At 29.4% G+C, this 26,127-nt stretch carries 22 protein-coding genes and 1 other annotated feature; of the genes, 18 read left to right on the top strand and 4 right to left on the bottom strand.

All coding sequences use genetic code 11. The annotated features are described in order from the left end of the window. Positions 1-147: 147 nt before the first annotated feature. Positions 148-543, bottom strand: coding sequence for an FMN-binding protein (locus ACTNBA_RS11485; RefSeq protein WP_198028602.1), 396 nt, complete (start codon positions 541-543; stop codon positions 148-150). 362 nt (positions 544-905) lie between these two features. On the opposite strand from ACTNBA_RS11485, the gene ACTNBA_RS11480 reads away from it, so the two are divergent. From ACTNBA_RS11480 to ACTNBA_RS11445, 8 genes are all read left to right on the top strand, one after another. Next, positions 906-1,298, top strand: a complete 393-nt coding sequence (locus tag ACTNBA_RS11480; RefSeq protein WP_346874169.1) for a NusG domain II-containing protein — start codon at positions 906-908, stop codon at positions 1,296-1,298. A 10-nt stretch (positions 1,299-1,308) separates the two neighbouring features. Beyond that, positions 1,309-1,848 carry a Gx transporter family protein gene (locus ACTNBA_RS11475; protein ID WP_346874168.1) on the top strand — a complete coding sequence of 180 codons (540 nt, stop codon included), beginning with the start codon at positions 1,309-1,311 and terminating at the stop codon, positions 1,846-1,848. A 111-nt stretch (positions 1,849-1,959) separates the two neighbouring features. Beyond that, entirely contained in the window at positions 1,960-3,318 is a 1,359-nt protein-coding gene (locus tag ACTNBA_RS11470) for a sigma-54 interaction domain-containing protein (RefSeq protein ID WP_051824230.1), read from the top strand. 403 nt (positions 3,319-3,721) lie between these two features. Next, positions 3,722-4,900: an acetyl-CoA C-acetyltransferase gene (locus ACTNBA_RS11465; RefSeq protein ID WP_346847420.1), complete on the top strand. Its 1,179-nt coding sequence runs from the start codon at positions 3,722-3,724 to the stop codon at positions 4,898-4,900. An 802-nt stretch (positions 4,901-5,702) separates the two neighbouring features. Beyond that, positions 5,703-7,076 (top strand): VanW family protein, encoded by a 1,374-nt coding sequence (locus tag ACTNBA_RS11460; RefSeq protein WP_441074180.1) that lies wholly within the window; start codon positions 5,703-5,705, stop codon positions 7,074-7,076. Between the two features lie 169 nt (positions 7,077-7,245). After that, positions 7,246-8,775, top strand: coding sequence for a VanW family protein (locus ACTNBA_RS11455; RefSeq protein WP_441074178.1), 1,530 nt, complete (start codon positions 7,246-7,248; stop codon positions 8,773-8,775). Positions 8,776-9,019: 244 nt separating this feature from the next. After that, a complete protein-coding gene (locus ACTNBA_RS11450; RefSeq protein ID WP_441074176.1) occupies positions 9,020-9,685 on the top strand; it encodes an HDIG domain-containing metalloprotein in 666 nt (221 codons plus the stop codon). A 25-nt stretch (positions 9,686-9,710) separates the two neighbouring features. After that, positions 9,711-10,691, top strand: a complete 981-nt coding sequence (locus ACTNBA_RS11445) for a biotin--[acetyl-CoA-carboxylase] ligase (protein ID WP_441074174.1) — start codon at positions 9,711-9,713, stop codon at positions 10,689-10,691. 75 nt (positions 10,692-10,766) lie between these two features. Here ACTNBA_RS11445 and ACTNBA_RS11440 read toward each other — a convergent pair whose 3' ends face one another. Then, positions 10,767-11,261, bottom strand: coding sequence for a metallophosphoesterase family protein (locus tag ACTNBA_RS11440; RefSeq protein ID WP_346848513.1), 495 nt, complete (start codon positions 11,259-11,261; stop codon positions 10,767-10,769). Positions 11,262-11,619: 358 nt separating this feature from the next. Here ACTNBA_RS11440 and ACTNBA_RS11435 point away from each other — a divergent pair, with 358 nt between their 5' ends. Together ACTNBA_RS11435 and ACTNBA_RS11430 are read left to right on the top strand one after the other, a co-directional pair. Then, positions 11,620-13,119, top strand: coding sequence for a YjjI family glycine radical enzyme (locus ACTNBA_RS11435; RefSeq protein ID WP_441074172.1), 1,500 nt, complete (start codon positions 11,620-11,622; stop codon positions 13,117-13,119). Between the two features lie 148 nt (positions 13,120-13,267). Beyond that, a complete protein-coding gene (locus tag ACTNBA_RS11430; RefSeq protein WP_441074170.1) occupies positions 13,268-14,119 on the top strand; it encodes a YjjW family glycine radical enzyme activase in 852 nt (283 codons plus the stop codon). Between the two features lie 111 nt (positions 14,120-14,230). Here the strand turns inward: ACTNBA_RS11430 and ACTNBA_RS11425 are convergent, their stop codons facing one another. Continuing rightward, complete coding sequence (locus tag ACTNBA_RS11425) at positions 14,231-15,850, bottom strand: Na/Pi cotransporter family protein (protein WP_441074168.1); 1,620 nt, start codon at positions 15,848-15,850, stop codon at positions 14,231-14,233. A gap of 290 nt (positions 15,851-16,140) precedes the next feature. Between ACTNBA_RS11425 and ACTNBA_RS11420 the strand changes: the two genes are divergently transcribed. From ACTNBA_RS11420 to ACTNBA_RS11385, 8 genes are all read left to right on the top strand, one after another. Further along, on the top strand, positions 16,141-16,587 hold the full coding sequence (locus tag ACTNBA_RS11420) for a hypothetical protein (protein ID WP_441074166.1): 447 nt from the start codon (positions 16,141-16,143) through the stop codon (positions 16,585-16,587). A gap of 252 nt (positions 16,588-16,839) precedes the next feature. Further along, positions 16,840-18,822 carry a cell wall-binding repeat-containing protein gene (locus tag ACTNBA_RS11415; protein ID WP_441074165.1) on the top strand — a complete coding sequence of 661 codons (1,983 nt, stop codon included), beginning with the start codon at positions 16,840-16,842 and terminating at the stop codon, positions 18,820-18,822. Between the two features lie 356 nt (positions 18,823-19,178). Continuing rightward, a complete protein-coding gene (locus tag ACTNBA_RS11410; protein ID WP_441074162.1) occupies positions 19,179-19,880 on the top strand; it encodes a hypothetical protein in 702 nt (233 codons plus the stop codon). Between the two features lie 631 nt (positions 19,881-20,511). Then, on the top strand, positions 20,512-21,039 hold the full coding sequence (locus ACTNBA_RS11405) for a QueT transporter family protein (protein WP_441074159.1): 528 nt from the start codon (positions 20,512-20,514) through the stop codon (positions 21,037-21,039). 202 nt (positions 21,040-21,241) lie between these two features. Then, positions 21,242-22,030, top strand: coding sequence for a GDSL-type esterase/lipase family protein (locus ACTNBA_RS11400; protein WP_441074157.1), 789 nt, complete (start codon positions 21,242-21,244; stop codon positions 22,028-22,030). A gap of 9 nt (positions 22,031-22,039) precedes the next feature. Continuing rightward, the gene (locus tag ACTNBA_RS11395; RefSeq protein ID WP_441074155.1) at positions 22,040-22,513 is read left to right on the top strand and encodes a DUF4358 domain-containing protein; all 474 of its coding nucleotides are present in this window, start codon (positions 22,040-22,042) and stop codon (positions 22,511-22,513) included. A gap of 28 nt (positions 22,514-22,541) precedes the next feature. After that, complete coding sequence (locus ACTNBA_RS11390; RefSeq protein WP_441074153.1) at positions 22,542-23,948, top strand: MBOAT family O-acyltransferase; 1,407 nt, start codon at positions 22,542-22,544, stop codon at positions 23,946-23,948. A gap of 19 nt (positions 23,949-23,967) precedes the next feature. Then, positions 23,968-25,104, top strand: a complete 1,137-nt coding sequence (locus ACTNBA_RS11385) for a DHHW family protein (protein WP_441074151.1) — start codon at positions 23,968-23,970, stop codon at positions 25,102-25,104. Positions 25,105-25,195: 91 nt separating this feature from the next. On the opposite strand, the gene ACTNBA_RS11380 is transcribed toward ACTNBA_RS11385, so the two are convergent. Continuing rightward, complete coding sequence (locus tag ACTNBA_RS11380; protein ID WP_441074149.1) at positions 25,196-25,678, bottom strand: DUF1648 domain-containing protein; 483 nt, start codon at positions 25,676-25,678, stop codon at positions 25,196-25,198. A gap of 193 nt (positions 25,679-25,871) precedes the next feature. Next, positions 25,872-26,116 (top strand) — a binding site (T-box leader). The last annotated feature ends 11 nt before the right edge of the window (positions 26,117-26,127 follow it).

The following is a 26,127-nucleotide window of genomic DNA, read 5'->3' as shown; positions in this document are numbered from 1 at the left end:
TAATAACATTATATTTTATTAGGTGAAACTTTTAAATATAAAATACATAGAATTTTTTAAACTAGTAATAACTATATAAATATGGAGAAATAAATATAAGACTTCAGGATATCCTAAAGTCTTATTACTATACTATTTATGAAAATACTATTTTTTAGCTTTAACTACTGCAGTTTCAGTTTTACCATCATTTGCATGTTGGATAGCTGCATCGGCTAAAAGTTTAAAATCATCTCCAGAAGTAGTTGCTCCAGTTATTGCATCAACTGTTGCAGGGTCTTGTTTCTCTACAAGAGCTTCTGCATATTGAGTTGAGAACTCAACAGGGCCAATTCCAGATACTTTTGTCATTTTTTCTTGATATTCGGCATCTTTACTCTTTAGATCTCCAGATTCATTTACATAGTCGAATTTAGCATCAGTGATTTTTCCATCAGCAACTGTAATTTCAACTTGTCCTTTCCAACCGTGATCATCAAAAGTGTCAAATTCAGATTTATAGCTTCCATCTTTCATTCCTTTTGAACCACAACCAACTAACATTCCAGCAGTTAAAACTACTGATGATAATAAAGCTAGAACTTTTTTATTCATTAATGTTACCTCCTAAAAATATTTCTGGATTAAAAAACATACTATTTTTATGATTTAATTATAAACTAAACTAAAATAATAGTAAATATATTTCCAGGAAATTTGTTAAAAAATTATTTACAATTTATGATTAAAGTTAACATAAATAACATAAAAATACATTGATGTATGTATATTGTTATTATAGGTTAAAGATTATTTTTCTGAAATTTTTTAATCACTAAGGAATTTAGGTGAACATATTGATATAATAACAATAAAAGATTAAAATTACTTTGTTTAAACTATTGTTGGATAGGAGAAGAATGAATATGAAATTAATGAAGAGAATGGATATAGTAATAATTGTAGTGTTACTAATAGTGTCATTTATACCTTACATTATGCTAAAAAATTATCAGAGTAATTATAAAGGAATAAATTATGCTGTTATTTCTATAGATGGCAAAGAGACAAAGAGAGTGGAACTAACCACAGGGTTAGATGAAGAATTTACTATTAAATCTTCCTATGGATTTAATCGAGTTGTAATTCATGATATGAAAATAGGAATTGTAGATGCAGATTGTAAGGATGAAATATGTGTAAATGAAGGATTTATAGGAGCGGTTGGAGAAAGAATAGTATGTCTGCCTAATAGGTTAATCATTGAAATAGTAGGGGAACAAAAGAGTAGTGAAGGGGAAGATGTAATTTCTCGTTGAGGTGAAGAAAATGAATAGTAAAGAAGCTAGTAAAAATATTAGAAAAATGATATATATATCCCTATTAGTAGCAATGTCCTTGGTGCTACACATATTTGAAAATATGATACCAGTACCATTTATAACTCCAGGCACAAGACTAGGTCTTGCTAATATTATTACGGTAATAGCATTATACACCTTAAGTTATAAAGAGACTTTTTTAGTCATGTTTTTAAGAATTTTGCTTTCTGTAATGTTTGGAGGAAGTATATCTAGATTAATGTATAGTTTATCCGGTGGGATTTTAAGTTATATATTTATGGTATTTGCAAAACACCTTGGAAAAGAAAAGATAAGTATTGTAGGAGTAAGTTGTGCGGGGGCAGTATTTCATAATGTAGGACAATTACTTGCAGCATCACTAATAGTAAAAACCATGAGTGTTATGCTCTATTTACCTGTTATGAGCGTGGCAGGGATAGGGACTGGCATATTTGTTGGAATTACAGGCAATTTTGCAGTAGAACATTTAAAAAAAGTTTTTGGTGTAAATAACAATTGGTTTTAAGAAAGTTTAATTAAAATAGCTCAAATGGATATAAATATATTAAATAAGGATATAGTTACACTTAATAGATAGAAACATAAAATAATGTATTTTATTTAGGAGGAAAAATATATGAGAGTTGATGAAGAAATACTCAATTTTGCATTTAATAGTTTAAATGAATACATTGTAGTAGTTAATGAAGATGGAATTATAACAATGATGACAGATGGATACAAGAAGTTTTTAGGTTGTAAAGAACCAGAGGGTAAACATGTAACTAAGGTTATTCCAAACACAAAATTACATCTTATAGCTAAAAATGGATTTAAAGAAGTTGGAGATATTCAAGAGGTTAATGAACATAAAATGATATCTATGAGAGTCCCTATAATAATTAATGGAAAAATTAGAGGCGCCATAGGTAGAGTTATGTTTAAAGATATAGATAATTTTAAAATATTAAGTAGTAAGATATCCCATTTAGAAAAAGAAGTTCAATTTTATAAAAATGAACTCACTGTAGAGAATAAAGCAACCTATACTTTTGATAAAATTATCGGAAATAGCTCAAGCTTCTTAACTGCTATAAAATTTGCTGAGAAGATTGCAAGAGGAGATTCATCTGTATTAATTACAGGGGAGAGTGGTACAGGAAAAGAATTAGTTGCACAGTCCATACACAATAGTAGTAAAAGAGCCAGAAAACCCTTTGTTAAAATAAATTGTGGAGCTATACCAACAGAACTATTTGAATCAGAAATGTTTGGCTATGAAGAAGGAGCATTTACAGGAGCGAAAAAAACAGGAATGAAGGGTAAATTTGAGCTTGCAGATGGAGGAACTATTCTTTTAGATGAAATAGGAGATATGCCTCTTTTTATGCAGGTGAAGTTATTAAGAGTTCTTCAAGATAGAGAAATTGTAAGAGTGGGTAGTAATGATGTAAAAAAGATAGATGTTAGGATCATAGCATCTACAAACAAAAACTTATTACAGTTAACTCAAGAGGGTAAGTTTAGACAAGATTTATACTATAGATTAAATGTTATGCATGTTAAGCTTCCAGCACTAAGAGAAAGAATTGAAGATGTGGGACCACTTGCAGAGGCATTAAGAGTTAAGCTATGTAATAAGTATGGAATATATAGTGAAGGTATATCAGAAGAAACCTTGGATTATCTAAAATGTTATAACTGGCCAGGTAATGTTAGGGAACTAGAAAATGTTATTGAAAGAGCAATAAATTTACTTAATACAGAGCTGAAAATATTACCAGAGCATTTACCAGCAAAGATATTAGATTGTAACAAAAGAAAGGTTGATTATGAAAATAAACAACTTAAAGACATAGTAGAAGAAATAGAAAAGCAGGTAATTACAGAAACTTTAGAGAAACTTAATGGTAATAAAAATGAAACTGCTAAGGTTTTGGGTATTAGTAGGCAAGGTCTTTATAAGAAAATGAAGAGATTTAATATGGAACTTTAAAAAAAGTGTAAACTAAAACACACATGTAAACTAAGTTTACACGTGTGTTTTACTTTGGAGAATTAACCCTTTAAATAGATTAAATGTATTAATAAATGATGAAAAAAATCTGCTAATTATTGATTTTGCTTTAGGTGATTTATTTAACATTGAAGTTATAATATTAACAAAGATTTGTTTAAGGAAAAACCGTAAACTGTAGTTTACAGTGTTATTTTCCCTAATTCACGAGAAAGTAGATATTTAGGGGATTGTAGAAGTTGGCATGGAAACTGCTATATAAATAAGAGTAATAAACATAGACTTTGTAACCCTATGTAGATATATAAGCAGGGGATAAAATAGTTTCTAACGTAACGAATTATTTAAAGAAAAAATTTTTAAGAAAAGGATGGAGTTAAAAATGAAAGAAGTTGTTATTGTAAGTGCTGCTAGAACAGCAGTAGGATCATTTGGAGGTTCATTATCAAAATTATCAGCAGCAGAAATTGGTGCTGTGGCTGCAAAAGAAGCAATAAAAAGAGCAGGAATAGATCCAGCTATTATAGATGAAGCTATTATAGGAAATGTTATAAGTGCAGGACTTGGACAAAATGTTGGAAGACAAGTAGCTTTAAAGGCTGGTTTAAAAGAAGAATCTACAGCAATTAGTATTAATAAAGTTTGTGGTTCAGGGATAAAAGCTGTAACATTAGCAGCTCAAGCAATAAAATCAGGAGATGCAGATGTAATCCTTTGTGGTGGAACAGAATCAATGAGTAATGCACCATATGTATTACCAACATCTAGATGGGGACAAAGAATGGGTGATTCAACAATGGTTGACACTATGATTAAAGATGGTCTTTGGGATGCGTTCTATGATTATCATATGGGAGTTACTGCAGAAAACATAGCTGAAAAATGGGGTCTTACAAGAGAAATGCAAGACGAATTTGCTTTAAGTAGCCAATTAAAAGCTGAAAAAGCTGTAAAAGAAGGAAGATTTAAAGATGAAATAGTACCAGTTGAAATACCTCAAAGAAAAGGAGATCCAATTGTATTTGATACAGATGAGTTCCCTAAATTTGGTTCAACAATAGAGAAATTAGGAAAACTTAAGCCAGCTTTCAAAAAAGGTGGAACAGTTACTGCTGGTAACGCTTCAGGAATAAATGATGGAGCTGCTATGTTCATAGTTATGTCTAAAGAAAAAGCTGAACAACTAGGAGTTAACTATCTTGCAACTATAAAATCTTATGCATCAGCAGGTCTTGATCCACAAATAATGGGATATGGACCATTCGAAGCTACAAGCAAAGCTTTATCTAAAGCTGGATTAACAGTTGAAGATTTAGATTTAATAGAAGCTAATGAAGCTTTTGCAGCACAATCACTAGCAGTAGCTAAAGATTTAAAATTTGACATGAATAAAGTAAATGTTAATGGTGGAGCAATAGCTATTGGGCACCCAGTTGGAGCATCTGGAGCTAGAATATTAACTACTCTTATCTATGAAATGATTAAGAGAGATAACAAAAAAGGTCTTGCTACACTATGTATAGGTGGCGGACAAGGAATCGCAATAGTAATAGAAAGATAAGTGACACCCAAAATCTTTGATTTTGTTGGTGGAACTTACTCATTCGAACGTATGTGAGAAGGAGTGTCCCTGCGAGCAAAGCGAGAAAAGAGAATCTATGATTTGGTCAGTGGAACTTAAGTGACCATCTAAATCTATGATTTAGTAATGGGAACTTACTCATTTGAACAAAGTGAAAAGGAGTTTCCTTTTATATAACGCATGTGAGAAGGAGTGTCCTTACGAGCAAAGCGAGAAAAGAAAAATATTAATTAGCTATAACTTTTTAAGTATAAACAGAGTTATTTGCTTCAGAGGGAGTTTTCACTCCCACTGAAGCTTACTAACAGAATTCTTAGTATCAGTATTTTCGATACTTAGAATTCGTTGTCCTTTAGGGGAAATCGTTATCCAGGGACGTACCAGCTCTTTTACTCCTACTTTGAAGAAGATGGGAGTATTAGAGCTGGTAGTCATCGGATTAACAGAGTTCTTAGCTTCTCTGAAGCTTTAGAAATCGTTATCCAGGGACGTATCAGCCCTTTTACTCCTACTTTGAAGAAGATGGGAGTATTAGAGCTGGTAGTCATCGGATTAACAGAGTTCTTAGCTTCTCTGAAGCTTTAGAAATCGTTATCCAGGGACGTACCAGCTCTTTTACTCCTACTTTGAAGAAGATGGGAGTATTAGAGCTGGTAGTCATCGGATAAATAAAAAAATCAGTTCATTGTAAATTTACAATGAGCTGATTTTTTATTTTAGCTAGAATATTTCATGAAATACTACACAAGCTAATTTAAATACCATGAGAGGAGAATTTTATATGGAAAAAAGAAAGCAGAGAAGAAAAGGAAATAAAAATATTTTTTTTATTATTATTGCTTTAATAGTTGTTTTTATTGTAGTGTATTTTCTATTTTATTACGGATATATGAAGCGTACCGTAGGTAGTTATGCAGATAAAATTTATCCTCAAGTTTTTGTAGAAGGAATTGAAGTGGGAGGTAAAACTAAGGAGGAATCTATAAGGCTTTTAAATGAAAAAAACAAAGAACTTATCAATAATGATATTAAGGTAAAGGTAAAAGATAAAGAATATAAGATTGATTATGAAAGCTTAAATATAAAAAGTAACTTACAGGAAACTCTTATGGAAGCTTTGGATTATGGAAAGGATTTATATGTAAGAGAAGGTTATAAGTTGATAAAAAATCCTAAAAAAGTAGATTTTGATATTGAGTATAGTTATAATACAAATTTTGTAGATTCCTTGTTGGATGAAATTGAAAAGACTCTCAACAAGGAAGTTAAAAATGCAACTATCATCAAGGAAGATGGAAAACTAAAAGTAAGTGAAAGTTCTTCAAAAGAAGAAATAAATAGAAAAGATTTTATTTCTCAGGTTGAAGAAGTTGTAAAAAGTAATACTGAGAATAATAAAGGTGATGTTACTCTCAAATTACCTATTAGTATTGAAAATCCAGAAATAAACACTGAAGATTTAAAAAGGATTAATATTATAATATCTAGTTTTAGTACAAACTTTGTAGATGATGTTAGAGCTACTAACATTAAAGTAGCAACTGAAGCAGCAAGTGGTATAGTTTTAATGCCAGAGGAAGAATATAGTTTTAATAAACTAGTAGGTGAAAGCACTAAAGAAAAAGGATATGTAGAAGCACCTGTTATAAAAGATAATAAACTTCAACCTGAATTAGGTGGAGGTATTTGTCAAGTATCTACAACTCTTCATAATGCAATAATAAGAGCAGGAATTCTGCCTACGGAGAGAACGCATCATTCTATGCCAATAGGGTATGTTGATAAAGGAATGGATGCAACTATTTATTATAATGTTGTAGATTATAAGTTTAAAAATACTTTACCATATCCCATTTATATAGATGGTATAGCAGAAAATAATAAATTAACATTTAATATATATTCTTATAAAGAATTAGAAAATATAAAGTATGAAGTCATTAGTGAAGTCTATAAAGAAATACCTCAAAAGATAGAATATAAAAAGGACATAACCTTGGATGAGGGGGAAGAAATAGTTGAGAATCCGGGTAGTAAAGGTTATAAGGTAAAGGTTTATAGAAAAACCTTGGAAAATAAGAAGGCAGTAAAAGAAGAGGTAATATATGATGAGATATATGAACCTGTAAATAAAATCATCAGAAGAAATGGATAGGAATATAAGTAAGGAATTGCATATATATAATACTTATGTTAAAATTTTACAATAGCAAATTATTATGTAATGAAATCGTAATAATAATATAAATGAAAATATGATTAACATATGATATAATTTATATGTTAAATCAATTTTTTAATTGCAAAATGAAAGGAATGTTACTATGGATATGAATCTAGAGAAGGGTGAGAATGGATCAAAGCTTTCACTAACCCCAGGGAATAAAAAATCTAATAAAAAAGCTAAGATCATAGCAATTTCTTCCGTAATAACTATAGTTCTTTTAGTATTTTTAGGTACAACAACATACATCCATACTACTGTATCAAAATATGAGAATTTAATTATGCCAGGTGTGCAGGTTGAAGGAATAGATGTAAGTGGTAAAGCCAAGGACCAAGTTGTACAAGAACTAAATAGTAAATATAACGACGAAATTGGGAACAGAAGTATTAAAATTAAAGCTGGAGATAAGGAGTATGCTATTAACTACACTGACTTACATGTAGAGTTTAATATAGATAAAACTGTAAATGAAGCTTTTAACCATAATAGAGATCTTGGGTATTTAGATAAGTTTAAAGCAATAAAGAGTTCTGAAAAAAAAGACTTTCCAATAACATTTACCTATAATAACGAAATTATAAATACTGTTGCTAAAAAAATGGAAAGTGAAATTAATGTTGCTAAAAAAGATGCTACTATAGCAAAATCAGGTTCAGGATTTAACATTACTGAAGAAGTAGTTGGTAAGACTTTGGATGTACAAGCATTAGTTAAGGATATAAATGCTAAGGTATCAGAAAGTAAAGCAGGAAACATAGAAGTAACTGCAACTATAAAAAAAGAGGTACCTACTAAGACAAAAGAAAAATTATCAACGATTAACACTAGAATTGGAACCAAAACTACTAACTTTGGAAGTTCAGATTGGAGTAGAAGTACCAATATATCACTAGGAGCTCAAACTGTAAATGGTATAGTACTAATGCCAGGAGAAAGTTTTAGTTTCAATACTACAGTGGGTGACACTACAGCAGATAAAGGTTATCAACCAGGAGGCGTTTATGTAGGAAATAAGGTGGAGATTGGATATGGAGGAGGTATTTGCCAAGTATCCTCAACACTTCACAATGCAGTATTAGACTCAGGAATTCTTCCAGATCAAAGATTAAATCATAACATGGCAGTAGGATATGTTCCATTAGGACTTGATGCAACTATTGCTTATGGAGGAATAGATTATGTATTTACAAATCCATACAAATATCCAATATATATTGAAGGGTATACTGGTGGTGGAAATGTAACCTTTAATATATATTCTAACTCTGCAGCTAAGGGTGGAAAAACTTATAGCTTTAACTCAGAAACCTATGAGACCATTCCTGTAACAGTAAAATATGAGGATGATCCAACTTTACCTATAGGAACAGAAAAGGTTACTCAGAATGGATCTCAGGGATATAAGGTTAAGGCATATAGAACTACTTATGAAAATGGTAATGTAGTTTCAACAGAGCTTATGAATACTGATACTTATGTACCACTACCAAGAATAATAAAAAGAGGTACTAAAAAAGTAGAACAAGCTCCTGTTACAAAGACAGAAGATAAAACAAAAGATGAGTCTACAGAAAAGCCTATTACAAAGCCTGAAGGGGATAAAAAGGAAGAACCGGCTACCCCATAATAAAAGGAAAATTAAAGGTGTTTATACCTAAATAATTAATACCCTATGTATAGATGAGCTAATTTATCTATTCTATAGGGTATTTTAGTTAGATTTTAAAAATTGGTTACAATATAATGTAAATAAAAATATATTGTGTATAACAGCATAAGAAAAAATTTCATGACCTATTATATTAATAGGAAATATTATATATGTAAATAATATTAATTATATAGGTATGATAAGAAGGGAGAAAAGTTAAATGAATTATTTTGAAGAATTTACAAAGCATCTTTTAGAAGATGAAAAGCCATCCATATATTTTAATAACTTAGTAGAAAATAATGGTTATCCAGATATATATCCCTATAACATGGTTTTAAAGTTAAAAGATGTGGAGCAAAATCCTAAACATCACCCAGAAGGCAATGTTTGGATTCACACTATGATGGTTATAGACGAAGCTGCTAAAAGAAGAGATAGAAGCAAAGAGCCAAAGGGATTTATGTGGGCAGCATTTTTACATGATATAGGTAAGTTAACTACTACAAAGTTAAGAAGAGGCTACCTCACTGCCTATGACCATGATAAAGTTGGAGCAAGAATGGCAGAAGAATTTTTAACCCACTTAAAACTTCATGAAGATAAAGGATTTTATGATTATGTAGTAAATCTAGTTAGACTTCATATGCAGATTCTTTTCGTAGTAAAAAATAATGAGTTTGCAGACCTTAATAGAGTTGTTAAAAGTGGATACATTGAGGATATAGGACTTCTTGGAATATGTGATAGATTAGGGAGAGGGCCAAAGACGGAAGAGGAAATAAGAAAAGAAGAGAGAAATATTGAAATTTTCTTAGAAAGGTGCCAGAATTATATTGATAAGAGAAAAAGAATGGCAGAGACATATAATTTGCCTGAGAAATAAGAAAGCTTAGGAAGGTAAGTATTTAATGAAGAAGAAGATATTGAACATACTTAGAAAAAGTAAGGATGAATATATTTCAGGGGAAAGACTTAGTGAGGAATTAGGAATTACTAGGGCTGGAATATGGAAGCATATAAAAAGCTTAAAGGAAGCAGGATACGTTATAGAATCAATTTCCAATAGAGGATATAAACTAATAAGTACTCCGGATATTATAGATGGTGAAGAGATTTTACCTCTTCTTACAACTAAGTATATAGGGAGAAACTTCATTTATTTTGATGAAGTAGACTCTACTAATGTTCAGTGCAGAAGAGAGTGTAGTAATAATCCTATAGAAGGAATGGTAGTTGCTGCAGAGGAACAAACTAGTGGTAAGGGGAGATTGGGTAGAAGCTGGATTTCACCTAAAGGAACAGGAATATGGATGTCCATAGTATTAAAACCAAATATATCTCCTATGGTAGCACCTAGAGCTACTTTAATTGGTGCAGCAGCAGTTTATACTGCTCTAAAGGATATGGGCATTTCTGTAGGAATAAAGTGGCCTAACGATATAGTCATTAATGGCAAAAAGATATGTGGCATATTAACTGAGATGAATGCAGAAATAGAAAGAGTAAATTATGTCATCATGGGAATTGGTATAAATGTTAATATGGAATCATTTCCAGATGAGTTAAAGGAAAAAGCCACATCCCTTAAAAATGAATTAGGAAATGAAGTTGATAGAAAAAAACTTGTAGCTAATATATTGAATAATTTTGAAGTGTTTTACGAAGACTTTAAAAATACAGGAGATATAAGTAGAGTTATAGAAATTTGTAGAGAAGGCTCATTACTTATAAATAAAGAGGTAAGAGTAATTAATGGAAATAATGAAGTCATATGTATGGTAATAGATATTGATGATGAAGGAGAATTAATAGTAAAACATAAAGATGGTACTATTAATAGAGTAATATCTGGAGAAGTATCTGTAAGAGGAATCTATGGATATGTTTAAACTAATAAATTAAAAGGATTGAAGTCTATTTTATAGGCTCAATCCTTTTACTCTATGGAATAATGAATTTTTTAGCTATTTAAAAAAGTTTACTGAAGCTGATATGGGACAATTTTTATTAAGCTCTAGAATGATATAAGAAAACCAAGGTTCTTTTCTTTTGCTAGTAGACGATCCAGGATTTAAATACATTGTTTTTCCTTTAGTAAAAATACAAGGTTTATGGCTATGACCATATATTATTATATCAAGCTTATCCTTCTTAAAAGTATCAACCACATTATCTATAGTTTGCTTTTTAGTACCATCCCCGTGACAAATACCAATTTTATAACCTTCTAAAGTTAATATGTGTTTTTCAGGAACTAAACTTCTTAAATTAGATTTGTCATTATTTCCATAAACACCTATAAATTTTGATTTTTCCTTAATCATAGATATTACTTCAGGGGAGGTATAATCTCCTGCATGAATTATTAAATCTACATCTTTTAACTTATCATCTAGTATATGTTTTAGTCTTGAATAATGTTTATTCATGTGAGTATCAGAAATAATTCCGATTTTCAATTTAAGCTTCACCTCCACTTAAAAAATATATATACATTATTAGTATAAGCATAAAATTTTATTTGTGTAGTTTATATTTAAACAGTTAATTGAAACTTTTCTTAAAAAAGTAACACAAGTTAAAAATACTGATAAAATTAAAATGTTACTTAAAAAGTTAATGTAATCAATAATTATTATTCATTAAATAGTAGAAAAAACTCTTATATTCGGGTATACTATAATTAAGATAAATTTATTATAAACATTGCATTATTGTAATAAAGTATGGCTTAATTATATTTAATTTATGTATATAGTTAAGCAGGAATAACATAATAATATTTACTTAATTTCAAAATGTCATAGGAGTGATAAAATGAAAGATAGTATAATGAATATTATTAAAGACAAGACTTTAACTTATGAAATGAAAGTTTTAAATTTAGCTAGGGAGTCAGAAAATAGTTTAGATGTATTAAATAAATCTGACAAAACAAAAATGTACGAAAATGCAGGTGTTATATGTGACCTTAATGAAGGTAACGCACCCTATAGACCTAGATACATTGTACCTGACTATGAAAAGTTTATGAAAAATGGAAGTAAGTTTTTAAGCCTAACTCCTGCAGAGGATATATGGGATGCAGTAAATAATTTACTTATTCTATATAAGCATGTACCATCAGTTACATCTTTCCCAGTATATGTAGGTAATATTGATACCCTTTTAGATCCATATATAGAAGATGAGGAAGAAGCATATAAAGCAATTAAATTTTTCTTAAAGCATATAGACAGAACAATAACTGATTCATTCTGTCATGCTAATATTGGACCAAAAGATACTAAAGCAGGAAGAATAATTCTAGAAGTAGAGAGAGAACTTCAAAATGCTACTCCTAATATAACTTTAAAATACTCAAAAGAAACTAGTGATGAATTTGCAGTTGAAGCAATAAAAACAGCTCTTAGCTGTGCTAAGCCAAGCTTTGCTAACCATGAAATGTTTAGCTCAGAATTAGGAGAAAAATATGGTATAGTTAGTTGCTACAACGGACTTAATCTTGGTGGTGGAAGCTATACACTAGTAAGAATGTTACTTTCAAAACTAGCTAAAATGGCATACAATGAAGAGCACTTCTTAAACACTATATTACCAGATGCTGTGGAAGCAATGCTTGATTATATGGATAAGAGAGTTAAATTTATAGTTGAAGAAAGTAATTTCTTTGAATCAAGTTTCCTTGTAAGAGAAGGGTTATTATCACGAGATAGATTTACTGCTATGTTTGGATTAGTTGGTCTTGCAGAATGTGTAAATACGCTTCTAGGAGCAACAGATGAAAAGGATAGATTTGGATATGGTGAAAGAGCTAACAAGCTAGGTGAAACTATTATAAATAAAATGTATACTATGGTTAATGCCCATGAAAATAAATATTGTGAAGTTACAGATAATCATTATCTACTTCATTCTCAAGTTGGAATTGATTCTGATACTGAAACAAGTCCAGGATGTAGAATTCCAATAGGAGAAGAGCCATCATTACCAGAACACTTGATTCAAAGTGCAGTATTCCACAAATACTTCCCATCTGGAATTGGTGATATATTTAAATTTGATGAAATGGCTAAGACGAATCCAAAGTCAATTTTAGATATAATCAAAGGTGCCTTTGCACTAAATATGAGATATTTCTCCCTATACTGTGATGATTGTGACGTTATAAGAATTACAGGATATCTTGTTAAGCGTTCTGATATTGAAGCTTTAGATAGGGGAGAGCAAGTACTTCAAGATACAGTAGCCCTTGGATATGGAGCAGTTAAAAACTCCAAGATACTTGAAAGAAAATTAAGAAGTTCTGATAAATAGAATTCTTATCATTAGAGTTGGTAGTCATAGGATAAAAAGGATTTTTATAATAAAGGCCGCTTCGATACAATTGTAGCAAAAGCTTATAGTATTGGAGCGGTTCTATATTATCAGGAAAAGAAAATATATGAGCACTGGGGGAAGAAGTATGAATGATAAGCAAGAAACTATAGGCTATGTTAATAAAATAATACCTTTTAGTAATGTAGATGGAGAAGGCAATAGAATGGCCATATTTCTTCAAGGATGTAATTATAATTGTCTTTATTGTCATAATCCAGAAACTATAAATAGATGTGTTAATTGTGGTGAATGTGTACCTGCCTGTGAATATGGAGCCCTATCAATGGTAGATGGTAAGGTTGAGTATGATATTGATAAATGCGTTAACTGTGACGCTTGTGTTGCTACTTGTAAGAAAAATAGTAGCCCTAAGATAACAAAGATAACAGCCTCAGAACTAATGAAAAAAATTGAAAAGATAAAGTTTTTTATATCAGGAATAACGGTTTCAGGAGGAGAATGTACCCTTCAAAGAGATTTCTTAAAGGAGTTATTTACAAAAGTAAAGAGTCTTGGTTTAACAACTTTTATAGACACTAATGGTTCCACTCCTATATATAAGGATAAAGAACTTTTAGAAGTAACAGATAAAACTATGATAGATTTAAAAGCTTTTCATCCAGAAGAAAATAAGATGCTTACAGGTCTCACTAACGAAACAGTAATAAAAAACATAAGAGAGCTTGGAAAACTTGATAAGATATATGAAATTAGAACAGTAGTAGTACCAGAAGTTCTTAATAATAATTATACTGTAGACATGGGAAGTAAGCTATTAGCTGAAGTTAATCCCAATATTCAATACAAGCTAATTAAATATAGACCTATGGGAGTAAGAAAGGACTTGCTTGAGACTACAGTACCTACTAATGATTATATGAAGAAATTAGAATCTATAGCTAGAGCTAATGGATGCATTAACACCATTATAGTTTAAAGAATTGAAATTAAAAAACTAATATATATAAAAGGGGAAAGCTACAATTCAACAATTTTGAATTGTAGCTTTTAAAGTATTTAATAATTTACTTTAGGGACATATTTATATTTAAGAAAGTATTTCAGCAATGTTAACAGCGTGGTCACCCACTCTTTCAAGGTTACTAATAAGATCTAAGAATATAGTACCTACAATTGCATCACATGAACCATTATTTAATCTTTTGATATGTGATATCTTTAAATCTTTTTCTAAAGTATCTATTTTTTCTTCTAAGGTCCTTACATCCAAAGCCTTTTTATCACTATAGTCAGAGAAACATTCTATGCTATGCTCCAAAGCTTCTATGCAAATATTCACCATCACTTTAAGTTCTTCAATGGCATCTTTAGAAAACTTAACATTCTTAGAAAGTTTATCTTTAGCCAGGTCAGCAATATTTTCAGCATGATCTCCGATACGTTCTATATCATTAACTACATGGAAATATGAAGCTATAGTAGTTCTTTGCTCATCTCCAATATCAGAATTGGATAGTTTAACTAGATATCTAGTTATATCTGTTTCTAATAGATTTATTAAAGCTTCATTCTTATATACTTTGTTAATTGAATCTTCATTATTATCAGTAAAGCCCTTTAAGGCTGTTTCTATATTTTCCTTAGCTAAAGTACCCATTCTGATAATCTCATTAGTAACTTGACCAAAGGCTATAGTTGGAGTTTCTAAGAGTCTGTCATCTATATACTTAACTCCATCAACTTCTTTTTCATCTTCTCCTGGAAGTATGAAATTAACTAAAGTTACTAAGTATTTTGTAAATGGTAATATTAATATAGTGTTAACTACATTAAACATTGTATGGGCATTAGCAATTTGTTTTGCCACAACTCCTCCAGTTACACCAGGGGTAAGAGTTGTTACTGTAGTTAATAGTAATTTAGAAACTGGCGGAATTAGGAATATTATACTACCTATTACATTAAAGAATAAGTGAATTAGTGCCGCCTTTTTAGCAGTCTTACTAGTTCCTAAACAGGATATTAGAGCAGTAACACAAGTACCAATATTAGTTCCATATAACATTGGTATAGCTACATCAATTGGAAGACTTCCAACAGAAGCTAAAGCAACTAAAATTCCAGTAACTGCAGAGGAACTTTGAATTATAGCAGTCATTCCTATTCCTAAGAAAAGACTTAATAATACATGTCCCTTTAGACTTAAAATTAGTTTTGTGAATACTGGTGACTCTCTAAGAGGAGACATGGCATCAGACATTAAAATAAGACCTAAAAATAAAATACCAAATCCTAAAATAATGTGACCTAATTCTTTAGGATTTTTCTTTTTAGTAAATAGTACTAAAAAGGCCCCTATTGCAATAAACACAGGAATTATAGCATCAAAATCAAAGGTAATTAATTGAGCTGTTATAGTTGTTCCAATGTTGGCACCCATAATTACATAAGCTGCTTGAGATAAGTTCATAATACCTGCATTAACAAATCCAACTACCATAACAGTTACAGCACTACTACTTTGAATTATAGCAGTAACTATAGCACCTGTTGCTACACCCTTAAGTGGATTAGAGGTAATTTTATCAAAAATACCCTTTAACTTTTCGCCAGCAAGGTTTTCAAGACCGTCCCCCATGATTTTCATACCAAATAGAAAAATTCCAAGACCTCCTAAAAGGTTAATAATTAAAAACAATGACTCCATAGTGTTAAACCTCCAATAAATAATATGTATTCAAATAATATTCATTCTAAAGACACAATTAAAGATACAATAATTTTAACTTAATAGTAACACAAAAACCTTTTATTTAACAAAGAGTAGAAAGTTTTAACAAAAGATAAAGAAAAGTTAACATGAATTTAACAAAGGACAAAGTTCCAAAAGTCTTCATTAACTTATTTTGTGTATTTTAGTGAAAAATAATGTATATAATATAGAAGGAATGTGTAAAGAAGCCTAGAATTATATAATATAAGAAAGGAAGTGGGCTTATGGAATTTAAAGAAATAATAAAAAGAGTTAAAAAGACTGAATATTTAGGATATTTTGATGTAATCGAACATAGAGAGTGCATTAAAAATCTAGTTATTTTTGAAAGTGAAGCTGATAACCTTGAAAAAGATATTCCTGAACCATGGTTTGTTAGGAAAAAGGAGTTTGATCGTGCAAAGGATGATTCACCAACCTTAATTAAAATAAATATATATAATAGAGTGGCAGATGCCATAAATGACATGGTTATGTATGATAATATAAATGAAAGAGATATAGAGCTGCTAAAGGAGTATCCAGACATTACAAAGCGAATTATGGAAAGAAAGTATGAAGATTTAGATAAAAGTATTAGTAAAATTAAAGAAGATAAAAAGGGTAAGTTAATTCCAATAATGAATAAAGCAAAAGCTTGCCTCGAAGAAATTGGAAGAAGACTTAATTAATCATATAAAAATTCTAAAGGATATTTTAGAAGAAAGAAAGCTGAGAATTTAATTCTTGGCTTTTTTTATGTTCACAATTATATACTAACTACACATTTACCATAATAAAAGATTATATATTCCAAAATTGTAATGTTAATGTAATATTTAATATCTACTTAACATGTATAATGAAATGGTTGAGGTTACTTAATATATAATTTTTTAAAAAATATATATTAAATATAAAAATTATGTAAATGGAGTATTAATATGAGAAAAAATAAGAGACGTAGAAAATTTATTAAAAAGAGGATTATACGATTTATAATACCAATAGTGAGTATATGTATTGTAATTATAGGAGTTTATTTTTTTAAGTGGTTAAACAATTTTTTTAAAAACAATGAACAAGCTATTAGCACTATGGCTAATACTAATAGTATGAATTTAGCAAATCATAAAGACATGCTAGAAGTAAGTCGATTTACTGAAGAAAATCCTGAAAAAACAGCTATAAGTATGTGTCAAAAAATATGGAAAAGCTCTGATATCACCATTATAATAAATACTAAAAATTTTATGGAAGGATGTTTATCCTTATCGCTAAGTAAAAAGTATAATGCACCAATCCTTTTAACTGAAAGAGAAGTGTTGAGTGATTTAGTAAAGAATGAGATTAGTAGGTTACAATCAACTAAAATAATTTTAATTGGAGAAGACAATTCAATTTCAAAGAATATAGAAAATGAACTTGTAGAAAAAGGATTAGAAGTAAATAGAGTTCAAGAAAAGGATAGTACTAATCTTAGCATCAGAATTGCAGAAGAATTTAAAGATAATAATACATATATTCTTTCCAAAGGTGATAATCTTAAAGAAATAATGTTATTATCATACATTGGAATGATGAATGAGACACCTGTAATAATATCAGATAATTATTTGTCAACATACAAATTTCTAAGGAATAAAAATAATTCAACTATATATTTTGCAGGAAATGAGGATACTTTTTATAGGACATTTTCTAATCTTAAGATGAAAAAAATAGATATAGCTAATTATTTTAAAAATGTGGATTTAAAGTTAATGAATAAGAATATAAGTTTATATAGGGGTGGTGAAATTATGATGGCTTCAAGTAATGATACATCAGAATTTATATCAGCATGTGCATCAAGTGGTGTTCTCAATATGCCTTTAATTGATGTTGGTTCAAAAATGTTAAATAAATCTATGGAAGAATTTATGATTGAAAAAGGAAATTATGTAAATCATGTTATTGCTGTAGGGAATGAAAGAGCTGTTAATAAGGATTTATTAAATGTACAATCTTGGGGTAAATTTTACACTAATGCTAAAAGTCCTTTAGTAACTCCAACATATGATGGAAGTAATCAAGCAGTTCATCCAGATGTTTTGTATGCCCCAAATGGTTGGAATGGATATAAGTATTTGATGGGATTAACACCTTATCCTAATGGGAATGATGACTATGAAAATCCACAAATATTAGTTAGTAATGATGGAAGCAATTTTAATTATTTAAAAGGCTCTAAGAATCCTTTAGATACGCCTAAAGATGTTGCAAATGGAGGTCATTACTCTGATATAAATATTTGTTTAGTAGATGATACATTAGAAGTGTATTTTAGATATAATCCATCTAGTAGCGATAAAAAAAATACAGATAATGGTACTAATATGGTTTATGTAATGAAAAGTAAGGATGGCATAAGGTGGAGTGATAAAGAATTAGTTCTAGCCCCTGATACCTTTAATAAAAAATATGACTATGTGTCACCAATTATAATTTATGATAAAGGTGTATATAAAATATGGTTTTCTAACTATAGTAGTGATTTATATTATACGGAAACTAATGATTTTAAAAACTTTAAGGATGCTCAGGTATGTAATTTTAAGGACAAGCCATCTAACTTTCACCTATGGCATCATGATTTAATAAAAACAGATTTAGGTTACGAGATAGTTATTAATGGATATAGTAATAATGAAGCGGGAAACCAAGGCTTGTATTATGCTGTATCAAAGGATGGAGTTAATTTTTTACCAATGAAAAACTTATTCAATCCTTCGGAAGGTGAAGAGGCTTTTGATAACGGTACTCTATATAAATCAAGTTTAGTAAGATTGAAAAATAGATATTTGCTTTATTATTCTGCAAGGAGTAAATCGGGACAATGGAGAATTGGTTTAGCGGAAGAAAAAGATATTACAGAATTAAATTAAGGATAATATTTAAAATATAATTTATAATAAGATTCAGGGATAAAATTCCAGTATGCTCAATATACTGGAATTTTATTTCTATAATATGTGAATATAAGTTATAAATGTACAAGCTATAAGAAGTATAAAAAGTGAGCAAAAAGGGGATTAATGTAAAAATGAACAATATTCTTCTTGAGTGTGAATAACATATTTTACCGTAGTAAGTTCTAATATAAAGCCTTGTAAACAAAATTGGAATCGGAATAAAGTGATATGTATGATTAGCTTGCAGAAATATTAGATGGGGGAGCTAGTGTAGATGATTGTAGAGCTATAAATAGAATATTTTAATAAAGTGAATGGAGAAAACTAAAATGAAAAAAATAATAAAATATTCTAGTATAACAATAGTATTAGTAATTACGGTATTTTGTTTTAGTGCTTATAGTAAGATTAAGGATTCAGAACGGAATTTAGATGCAAATAATCTAGAAGTTTCAAATAATACAACAGGGGTAATTAATGACGATATTAAATATGACATTATAGACTCACATATAAGTTTAACTAAGAAATACCATAGTATAAATGAATTAAAAAAAGATTCAACTATAATCGTAGAAGGGATTGTTAAAAAGACAACTTCACCCATGATAGAAGATATACCTTATACAGTTTCAAACTTAGAAATAGTAGAAATTTTTAAAAATGATGGCACATTAGAAAAAGGGAAAAATATATGCGTTATAGAAACAGGAGGAATTTTCTCACCAGAAGTCTTATTAAATGAACATAAGAAGAAGTTTCCAAATGAAGCCATTTCATTAAAAGATATGAAACCAACCAAGCTCATAACAGATGGGATTGCACCTATGGATATAAATGAGCATGTAATAATATTTGCTTTACAAACACCACCATTAGATGGTAAGCCATGTTATGCACCAGTAGGTGAATATCAAGGTAAATACAAGCTAGAAGACTCTAAGTGGAAGCAACAAATACCAAAAGAATTTGAAGGTGGATATAAAGATAAGATAAAATCTAAAGATGAGATTGCTGATATGTTAAGATAAATTAGATGTGTATGTATAAGTTTGGTTTAAATGCGTATTTAGCGCACAAACCACGCCATTGAAGGATGTAAAAATCAATAGTAATATAATATTTTAATAAATTTCATTAGAAAAACTATTCTAACAAAGTTTCCAACGAAAAATATAGAAAATATCAATATTACATGAGAATAAATAATAAAATAAATCTTCTGAAAATCTCTGAAATACTTGAAATTCAACACTTTACATTATATAATGAGATTGAACAAAATAAGAGTGACAGTTCGTAAGCCTCCTGTCTTTAAATAAAACTACGGCATTGAAATCTTTTAATTAGCTCATCATAAAAAGGTAGAGCTTTATTTATGTACAAGGATTACAAGGCTGTCATTTGGATGACGGCCTTTATTTTTTCTATAATATATATAAATATATATTATAGGAGTATATAATTTAATCACCAATAAATATGGGTGGTATTTTTTAGATAAAGAAAATGCTGAGTTAAAGATAGGTGCGGAGCTAGTGAGGTGACATAGCTAGACTCATTATTTTATTAGTAGGTTTGTATGGGGTTAAATAGGGCAATATATGAATCTAGTAAGGCTAAGAGCTTACACTATTAAAAAATGAGGAGGGTATTATATTTATGAATACTAGCAACAATACTAAAAAATTATTAAAGATGGCTCTAATTATAGCTACTTATGTAGCGGTTACTGCTGTTATCGCACCCTTTGCCTTTGGAAATATTCAATTTAGATTATCAGAGGTAATGGTACTTTTGGCATTTATAGACCCACTATATATTCCAGCCTTAACTATAGGATGTGCCATTTCAAATTTTCTACTTAGCCCTATGGCAATAGTAGATATGATATTTGGAAGCTTAGCTAGTTTAATAGCTCTAGTTTTAATTTGGCAAACTAAGAAGGCTTTAACTAAAAAAGAAGGCTATAATAAAACACTTGTACTATTTATAGCATCTTTATGGGCAACTATATCAAATGCTTTAATTATAGGGGCAGAACTTTACTACATGATAAATCTACCATTTTGGCTTTCTGTATTACAAGTTGCCATAGGAGAATTTGTAGTAGTTTCAATTATAGGAGTTTTAGTTTTTAAATTTATTATTAAAAATGAGAGTTTAAGTGATATATTAAAGCTTAACTAGGATAACCTATAATCGGATAAGTATTAAAATTTTGATAACCATATATTATTATAATGATGAAAAAACCTAAGTATATCTATGCTTAGGTTTCTTTATGTGAAGGAAAGTTTTTTAGAAACGTAAGGATTTTGTAACCAAATATTAAATTTGTTGTATTAGAATGATTAAGGAAGATAAATATTAGACAAAAGAGGAAGATAACATGAAGAAAAGAAGTTTTCGAATTATGACAATTATAGGAATAATATTAGTAGTGATAATAGCAGCAATAGGTATACATACCTTTATAGAAAATAAAAAGGTTCAGATGAATGAAAAGCAAAGAGTACTATTAGGGAGAAAGCACTTGAAAGATTTAGAACAGGCTGATTTAAGTGTAATCCAGGATAAGATAGAGAAACATCATACTCCTGAAGTTGTGGTAGAAGATAAAGATGTTGATTTTTATAAGTTCTATGAGAATACAGTGTTTATGGGAGATTCTATCACAGAAGGTCTTATGGAGATGGAGCTAGTAAATCAATATAATGTAATAAGTAATAAGGGAGATACTGTAGTTAAAGGAAAAGAAAACATAGATAAAGTTGTATCTTTACAGCCTAAGAATGTAGTACTTTTATATGGAATGAATGATGTAATAGAATTTGATGGAGGTGGACCTGGGGGTCCAGATAAGTTTAAGGCTCATTACTTAGAATTTATAAATGATATTAAGACAAAATTACCTAATACTAATATATACATACAAGCACCTCTACCAGTTATGGATAGGGCTATAGAAACTAATGGAAGGCTTACTAATACTAATTTAGATGAGTTTAGAAAATTAGTTTATGAAGTAAGTGAAGAAACAGCAGTTAATTATTTAAATATTGATGTATTGGTAAGGGATAAGGCTGAGCTCTATGAGCAAGATGGTATACACTTAAAATATGATTTTTATTTAAAATGGTTATCTTATTTACACCAAGGAATTACATCAAATAATTAGGAGATAAATATGAAAAAGTATAAAAATTATTATTATATATTGATAGCAACAGTATTAATTACATTTATAGCTCTGTATCAAGTTCTTAAAGTTAAAGATGCAGATATGGATAGCTTAAGAAAGAATCTTTCACAGGTTATAGATGATGAACAGATGGATAAAGGTGATAGTTCAAAGCTAAGAAAGTTATATTACATAAGTAAAAATGAAGTAGAAGATTTTATTTTATACGCACCTAAGAGTAATATGGATGCTAATGAGGTTCTCGTATTAAAAGGGAAAAGTGAAGAAGTTATACAGCAGTTAAAGGTCAAAGTTGAGGGAAGAATAAAAAAACAGTCCGATAGTTTTAATAGCTATAGGCCCGAGGAATATGACATAATAAGTAATCGTGTATTAGATATAAAAGGAAAGTACTTAATATTGATCATTTCAAAAGATTCGGCAACCATAGAAGCAGCAATAAATAAAGAATTTAAGTAGTAACTATATTTTAATTGGAGTGATTAATTTGGTTTTTAGTAGTTTGATATTTTTATTTATGTTTTTACCAATTACCTTAATAATTTATTATATATGTCCTAGGAAATTTAAAAATCTAGTAATTCTTATAATGAGTTTGATTTTTTACGCTTGGGGAGAACCTATATATATCTTCTTAATGATAGGATCCATATTAATTGATTATATAGGTGGCCTTATGATAGAGGCAAATAAGGAAGATAGTGAAAAAAGAACAGCAATATTTATTACTGTAATTGTACTAAATTTAAGTTTTTTATTCTTCTTTAAGTATTATGGGTTTTTAATTGATAATATCAATGGAATTTTTGGTGTTAATCTTCAAATAAGGAATTTACCCTTACCACTGGGAATATCTTTTTATACATTCCAGCTCATATCCTATGTAGCAGATGTATATATGGGAAAGGTGGTTGCGCAAAGAAACATTATAAATTTTGGGGCATACATTACTATGTTTCCGCAACTAGTAGCTGGACCAATTGTCCAATATAATGATATAGAAGATCAACTTAATAACAGAAGTGAGTCTATAGATAAATTTGGAGAAGGGGTAGAAAGATTTATTGGAGGTATGGGAAAAAAGGTTCTTATTGCTAACAATATAGGCATGATTTGGACTTCTATTAAGGGGCTTCCTATTGAAGAATTATCTATATTAACAGCTTGGATAGGTATAATTGCCTTTACACTACAAATATATTTTGATTTTAGTGGTTACTCTGATATGGCAATAGGTCTTGGAAAGATGTTTGGATTTGAATTTTTAGAGAACTTTAATCATCCCTATATGTCTAAGAGTATCAGTGAGTTTTGGAGAAGATGGCACATATCCTTAGGTTCATGGTTTAGGGATTATATATATATTCCTTTAGGAGGAAATAGAAGAGGGAAGGCTGTGCAATTTAGAAATTTACTTATAGTATGGTTTGCCACAGGACTATGGCATGGAGCTAGTTGGAATTTTGTAATTTGGGGCCTATATTTTGGAGTATTCATATTCCTTGAAAAATTATTTTTGGGAAAAATTCTTAATAAAGTCCCTGATGCTATTGCTCATATATATACTGTAGTTTTAGTAATTATAAGCTGGGTATTCTTTGATACATCAAAGGTTAAAGATGCACTAAATTACATAAAGCTTATGTTTGGAATGGGAAAAAATATTTTTATGGATAATATGGCTAAATATACTTTGAAAACAAATCTAATACTTATAGTAATAGCAATTATTTGCTCTACGCCTTTGATTAAAAATTTAATTGTATATATAAAAAAGAAGTATAAGTTAAAGGGCGTATATATAGTTATTGCCATGAATATGTTAGTTTTAATTTTATCTATAGTTTATTTAGTTAGTGAAAGTTATAATCCTTTCCTATATTTTAGATTTTAAAGAAAGCAGAGTGAGAGAAATGGATAAAAGTAACAAGGTAAATAGAAGGCTAATGGCAGTAGTATTTCTCTTATTTATAGCTATAATGTCTGTAAGTAATATATTAAGAAGAGAAAAAGCATTTTCGGAAGAAGAAAATAGAAATCTAGCTAGTAGACCAGAGTTTTCTTTAGGAGCACTTCTTAGTGGTGACTATATTAAAAATTATGAGAGTTATATATCAGACCAATTTCCAGGAAGAGGTTTATTTATAAATGCTAAGGCTAAGGTAGATAAACTAATGGGTAAAAGTGAAAGTAATGATGTATTTATAGGAAAGAATAATCAACTTATTGAAGACTTTGAAGAGAGAGCAAAGGAAGAAACTGACCATAAGGTTTTAGCTATTAATGAATTTGTAAAGAAACATGAAAATATAAATACAAGCTTTATGCTGATACCAACAGCTATAGAGATTCTAAAGGATAAGCTACCTAAATACGCACCAGTGGATAATCAGTTGGAATATATGAAGTACATAGAAGGAAAGTTAAGTTCTAATGTTAAATATATTAATCCCTATAATGCACTTATAAATAATAAGGATAAATATCTATACTATAGGACAGACCATCACTGGACTAGCAAAGGGGCTTATCTTGCCTATGTGGAATTTTGTAAGAGTTTGGGGCTAGAGCCTAAAAAAGAGGGAGATTTTCAGGTTGAGTTAGTTGCTAATGATTTTTATGGAAGCTTAACTTCAAAAATAGGAGATAAGAGAGGAAAGCCAGATTGTATAAATGTATATATACCTAAAGAAAATGGGGAAATGGTGGTTAATTATATAACTGAGCAAAAGAAAGTCGGTACCTTATATAGCAGTGAGAATTTAGATAAAAAGGATAAGTATGAAGTTTTTACAGGAGGAAATCATCCACATATTAATATTAAATCTTTAGGAGATCCAAAGAAGAAGCTATTAGTAGTTAAAGATTCCTATGCCAATAGTTTTCTACCTTTTTTAACTTCCCACTATGGAGAGATAGACGTGGTAGATCTTAGGTATTACATGGATAATATGGAAGAGTTAATTGAGTCGAAGGATATAACAGATATGTTATTTTTATATAATGTAAATACCTTTAATTCTGATGATTCTATATTAAATCTTAATTAATAATAACTTAATTAACAATAAATAGGAGCTTAGATATATTAATATCTAGGCTCCTTTATTTAATCAATATTGTGTATATATTCTAAGTATATTATTCAAGTTTTTTGCTTCCTTTAATTATTCTAGTGATAAAAAAGGCAAGTGTACCAAATACAGCAATTAAAACTATAGGTGTAAATAAAACACTTAAAGAACTTTGAGTTGCTGAACATATTGTCATATAAGAAAAATCAGAAACTAAGATTAATTTTAAAAATATCAGCATAGTTTTTAGATTAGTATATACAAAATTCTGATTTTTTTCTGTGATTTCTACAGGTACATTCCATATATTAGGAAACAGCGTTATGGTTGTAAGTCCTGTATATAAAATTATTGAAATTATAGGCATTATAAGTAGCATACCTTTCCCACTCCAGTTGGTAACAACTCCTTTAGCATTATAGTGAGATGGGATAGTATCAGGAAGGGTGCTCCAAATGAATATTAGATAGATTATTGAGCCTAGTAAGATTAATAGAGCTAGAGTTTCAAGGAATTTTTGAAATTTAGTAAAAGGGACTTTCTCTTTCATAGAATATCCTCCAAACATATAAATAATTAATAGATATTAAGCTATAATATAATTTTATAACAAATGTTAGATTATAACAAATACAAAATTTTTCACCAATAGTTGACATTCTAAAATCATGCACATATAATAATAGATAACAAGTGTTTTGAATAAATAATATAAACTTGAAAATACTAGTTAATAGATGAAAATAAAGACTGTGATGAGAAGAGTAGATATGAGAAGTAGTTAAAGCGAGTTGACGATGGTGGAAGGTCAATATGAAGCTCTTATTGAAGAACATCTCGGAGTTTCTAACCGAAATCTTAGGAGAGTAGACTTAGACGGAATCTCACCGTTAAAAGAGAAGAGTATCAAGAGAGATCTTTGTACTTGTTGAGTTGATCAATATGATAATTTGGGTGGTACCGCGGAATGTATCCTTTCGTCCCTGTTTTTTAGGGAAG

Origin of the sequence: Clostridium sulfidigenes (assembly GCF_052067195.1) — a bacterium.
In the GTDB taxonomy this organism is placed as follows: Bacteria; Bacillota; Clostridia; order Clostridiales; family Clostridiaceae; genus Clostridium_J; species Clostridium_J sulfidigenes.
This window is presented reverse-complemented; position numbering and strand designations above follow the sequence as displayed.

Coding starts and splice junctions, on each gene's coding strand:
- ACTNBA_RS11410 (WP_441074162.1), top strand. CDS start 19,179: ATGAAAAAAATAATAAAATATTCTAGTATAACAATAGTATTAGTAATT.
- ACTNBA_RS11455 (WP_441074178.1), top strand. CDS start 7,246: ATGGATATGAATCTAGAGAAGGGTGAGAATGGATCAAAGCTTTCACTA.
- ACTNBA_RS11385 (WP_441074151.1), top strand. CDS start 23,968: ATGGATAAAAGTAACAAGGTAAATAGAAGGCTAATGGCAGTAGTATTT.
- ACTNBA_RS11460 (WP_441074180.1), top strand. CDS start 5,703: ATGGAAAAAAGAAAGCAGAGAAGAAAAGGAAATAAAAATATTTTTTTT.
- ACTNBA_RS11470 (WP_051824230.1), top strand. CDS start 1,960: ATGAGAGTTGATGAAGAAATACTCAATTTTGCATTTAATAGTTTAAAT.
- ACTNBA_RS11435 (WP_441074172.1), top strand. CDS start 11,620: ATGAAAGATAGTATAATGAATATTATTAAAGACAAGACTTTAACTTAT.
- ACTNBA_RS11425 (WP_441074168.1), bottom strand. CDS start 15,850: ATGGAGTCATTGTTTTTAATTATTAACCTTTTAGGAGGTCTTGGAATT.
- ACTNBA_RS11405 (WP_441074159.1), top strand. CDS start 20,512: ATGAATACTAGCAACAATACTAAAAAATTATTAAAGATGGCTCTAATT.
- ACTNBA_RS11450 (WP_441074176.1), top strand. CDS start 9,020: ATGAATTATTTTGAAGAATTTACAAAGCATCTTTTAGAAGATGAAAAG.
- ACTNBA_RS11475 (WP_346874168.1), top strand. CDS start 1,309: ATGAATAGTAAAGAAGCTAGTAAAAATATTAGAAAAATGATATATATA.
- ACTNBA_RS11445 (WP_441074174.1), top strand. CDS start 9,711: ATGAAGAAGAAGATATTGAACATACTTAGAAAAAGTAAGGATGAATAT.
- ACTNBA_RS11430 (WP_441074170.1), top strand. CDS start 13,268: ATGAATGATAAGCAAGAAACTATAGGCTATGTTAATAAAATAATACCT.
- ACTNBA_RS11420 (WP_441074166.1), top strand. CDS start 16,141: ATGGAATTTAAAGAAATAATAAAAAGAGTTAAAAAGACTGAATATTTA.
- ACTNBA_RS11400 (WP_441074157.1), top strand. CDS start 21,242: ATGAAGAAAAGAAGTTTTCGAATTATGACAATTATAGGAATAATATTA.
- ACTNBA_RS11380 (WP_441074149.1), bottom strand. CDS start 25,678: ATGAAAGAGAAAGTCCCTTTTACTAAATTTCAAAAATTCCTTGAAACT.
- ACTNBA_RS11485 (WP_198028602.1), bottom strand. CDS start 543: ATGTTAGTTGGTTGTGGTTCAAAAGGAATGAAAGATGGAAGCTATAAA.
- ACTNBA_RS11395 (WP_441074155.1), top strand. CDS start 22,040: ATGAAAAAGTATAAAAATTATTATTATATATTGATAGCAACAGTATTA.
- ACTNBA_RS11480 (WP_346874169.1), top strand. CDS start 906: ATGAAATTAATGAAGAGAATGGATATAGTAATAATTGTAGTGTTACTA.
- ACTNBA_RS11465 (WP_346847420.1), top strand. CDS start 3,722: ATGAAAGAAGTTGTTATTGTAAGTGCTGCTAGAACAGCAGTAGGATCA.
- ACTNBA_RS11415 (WP_441074165.1), top strand. CDS start 16,840: ATGAGAAAAAATAAGAGACGTAGAAAATTTATTAAAAAGAGGATTATA.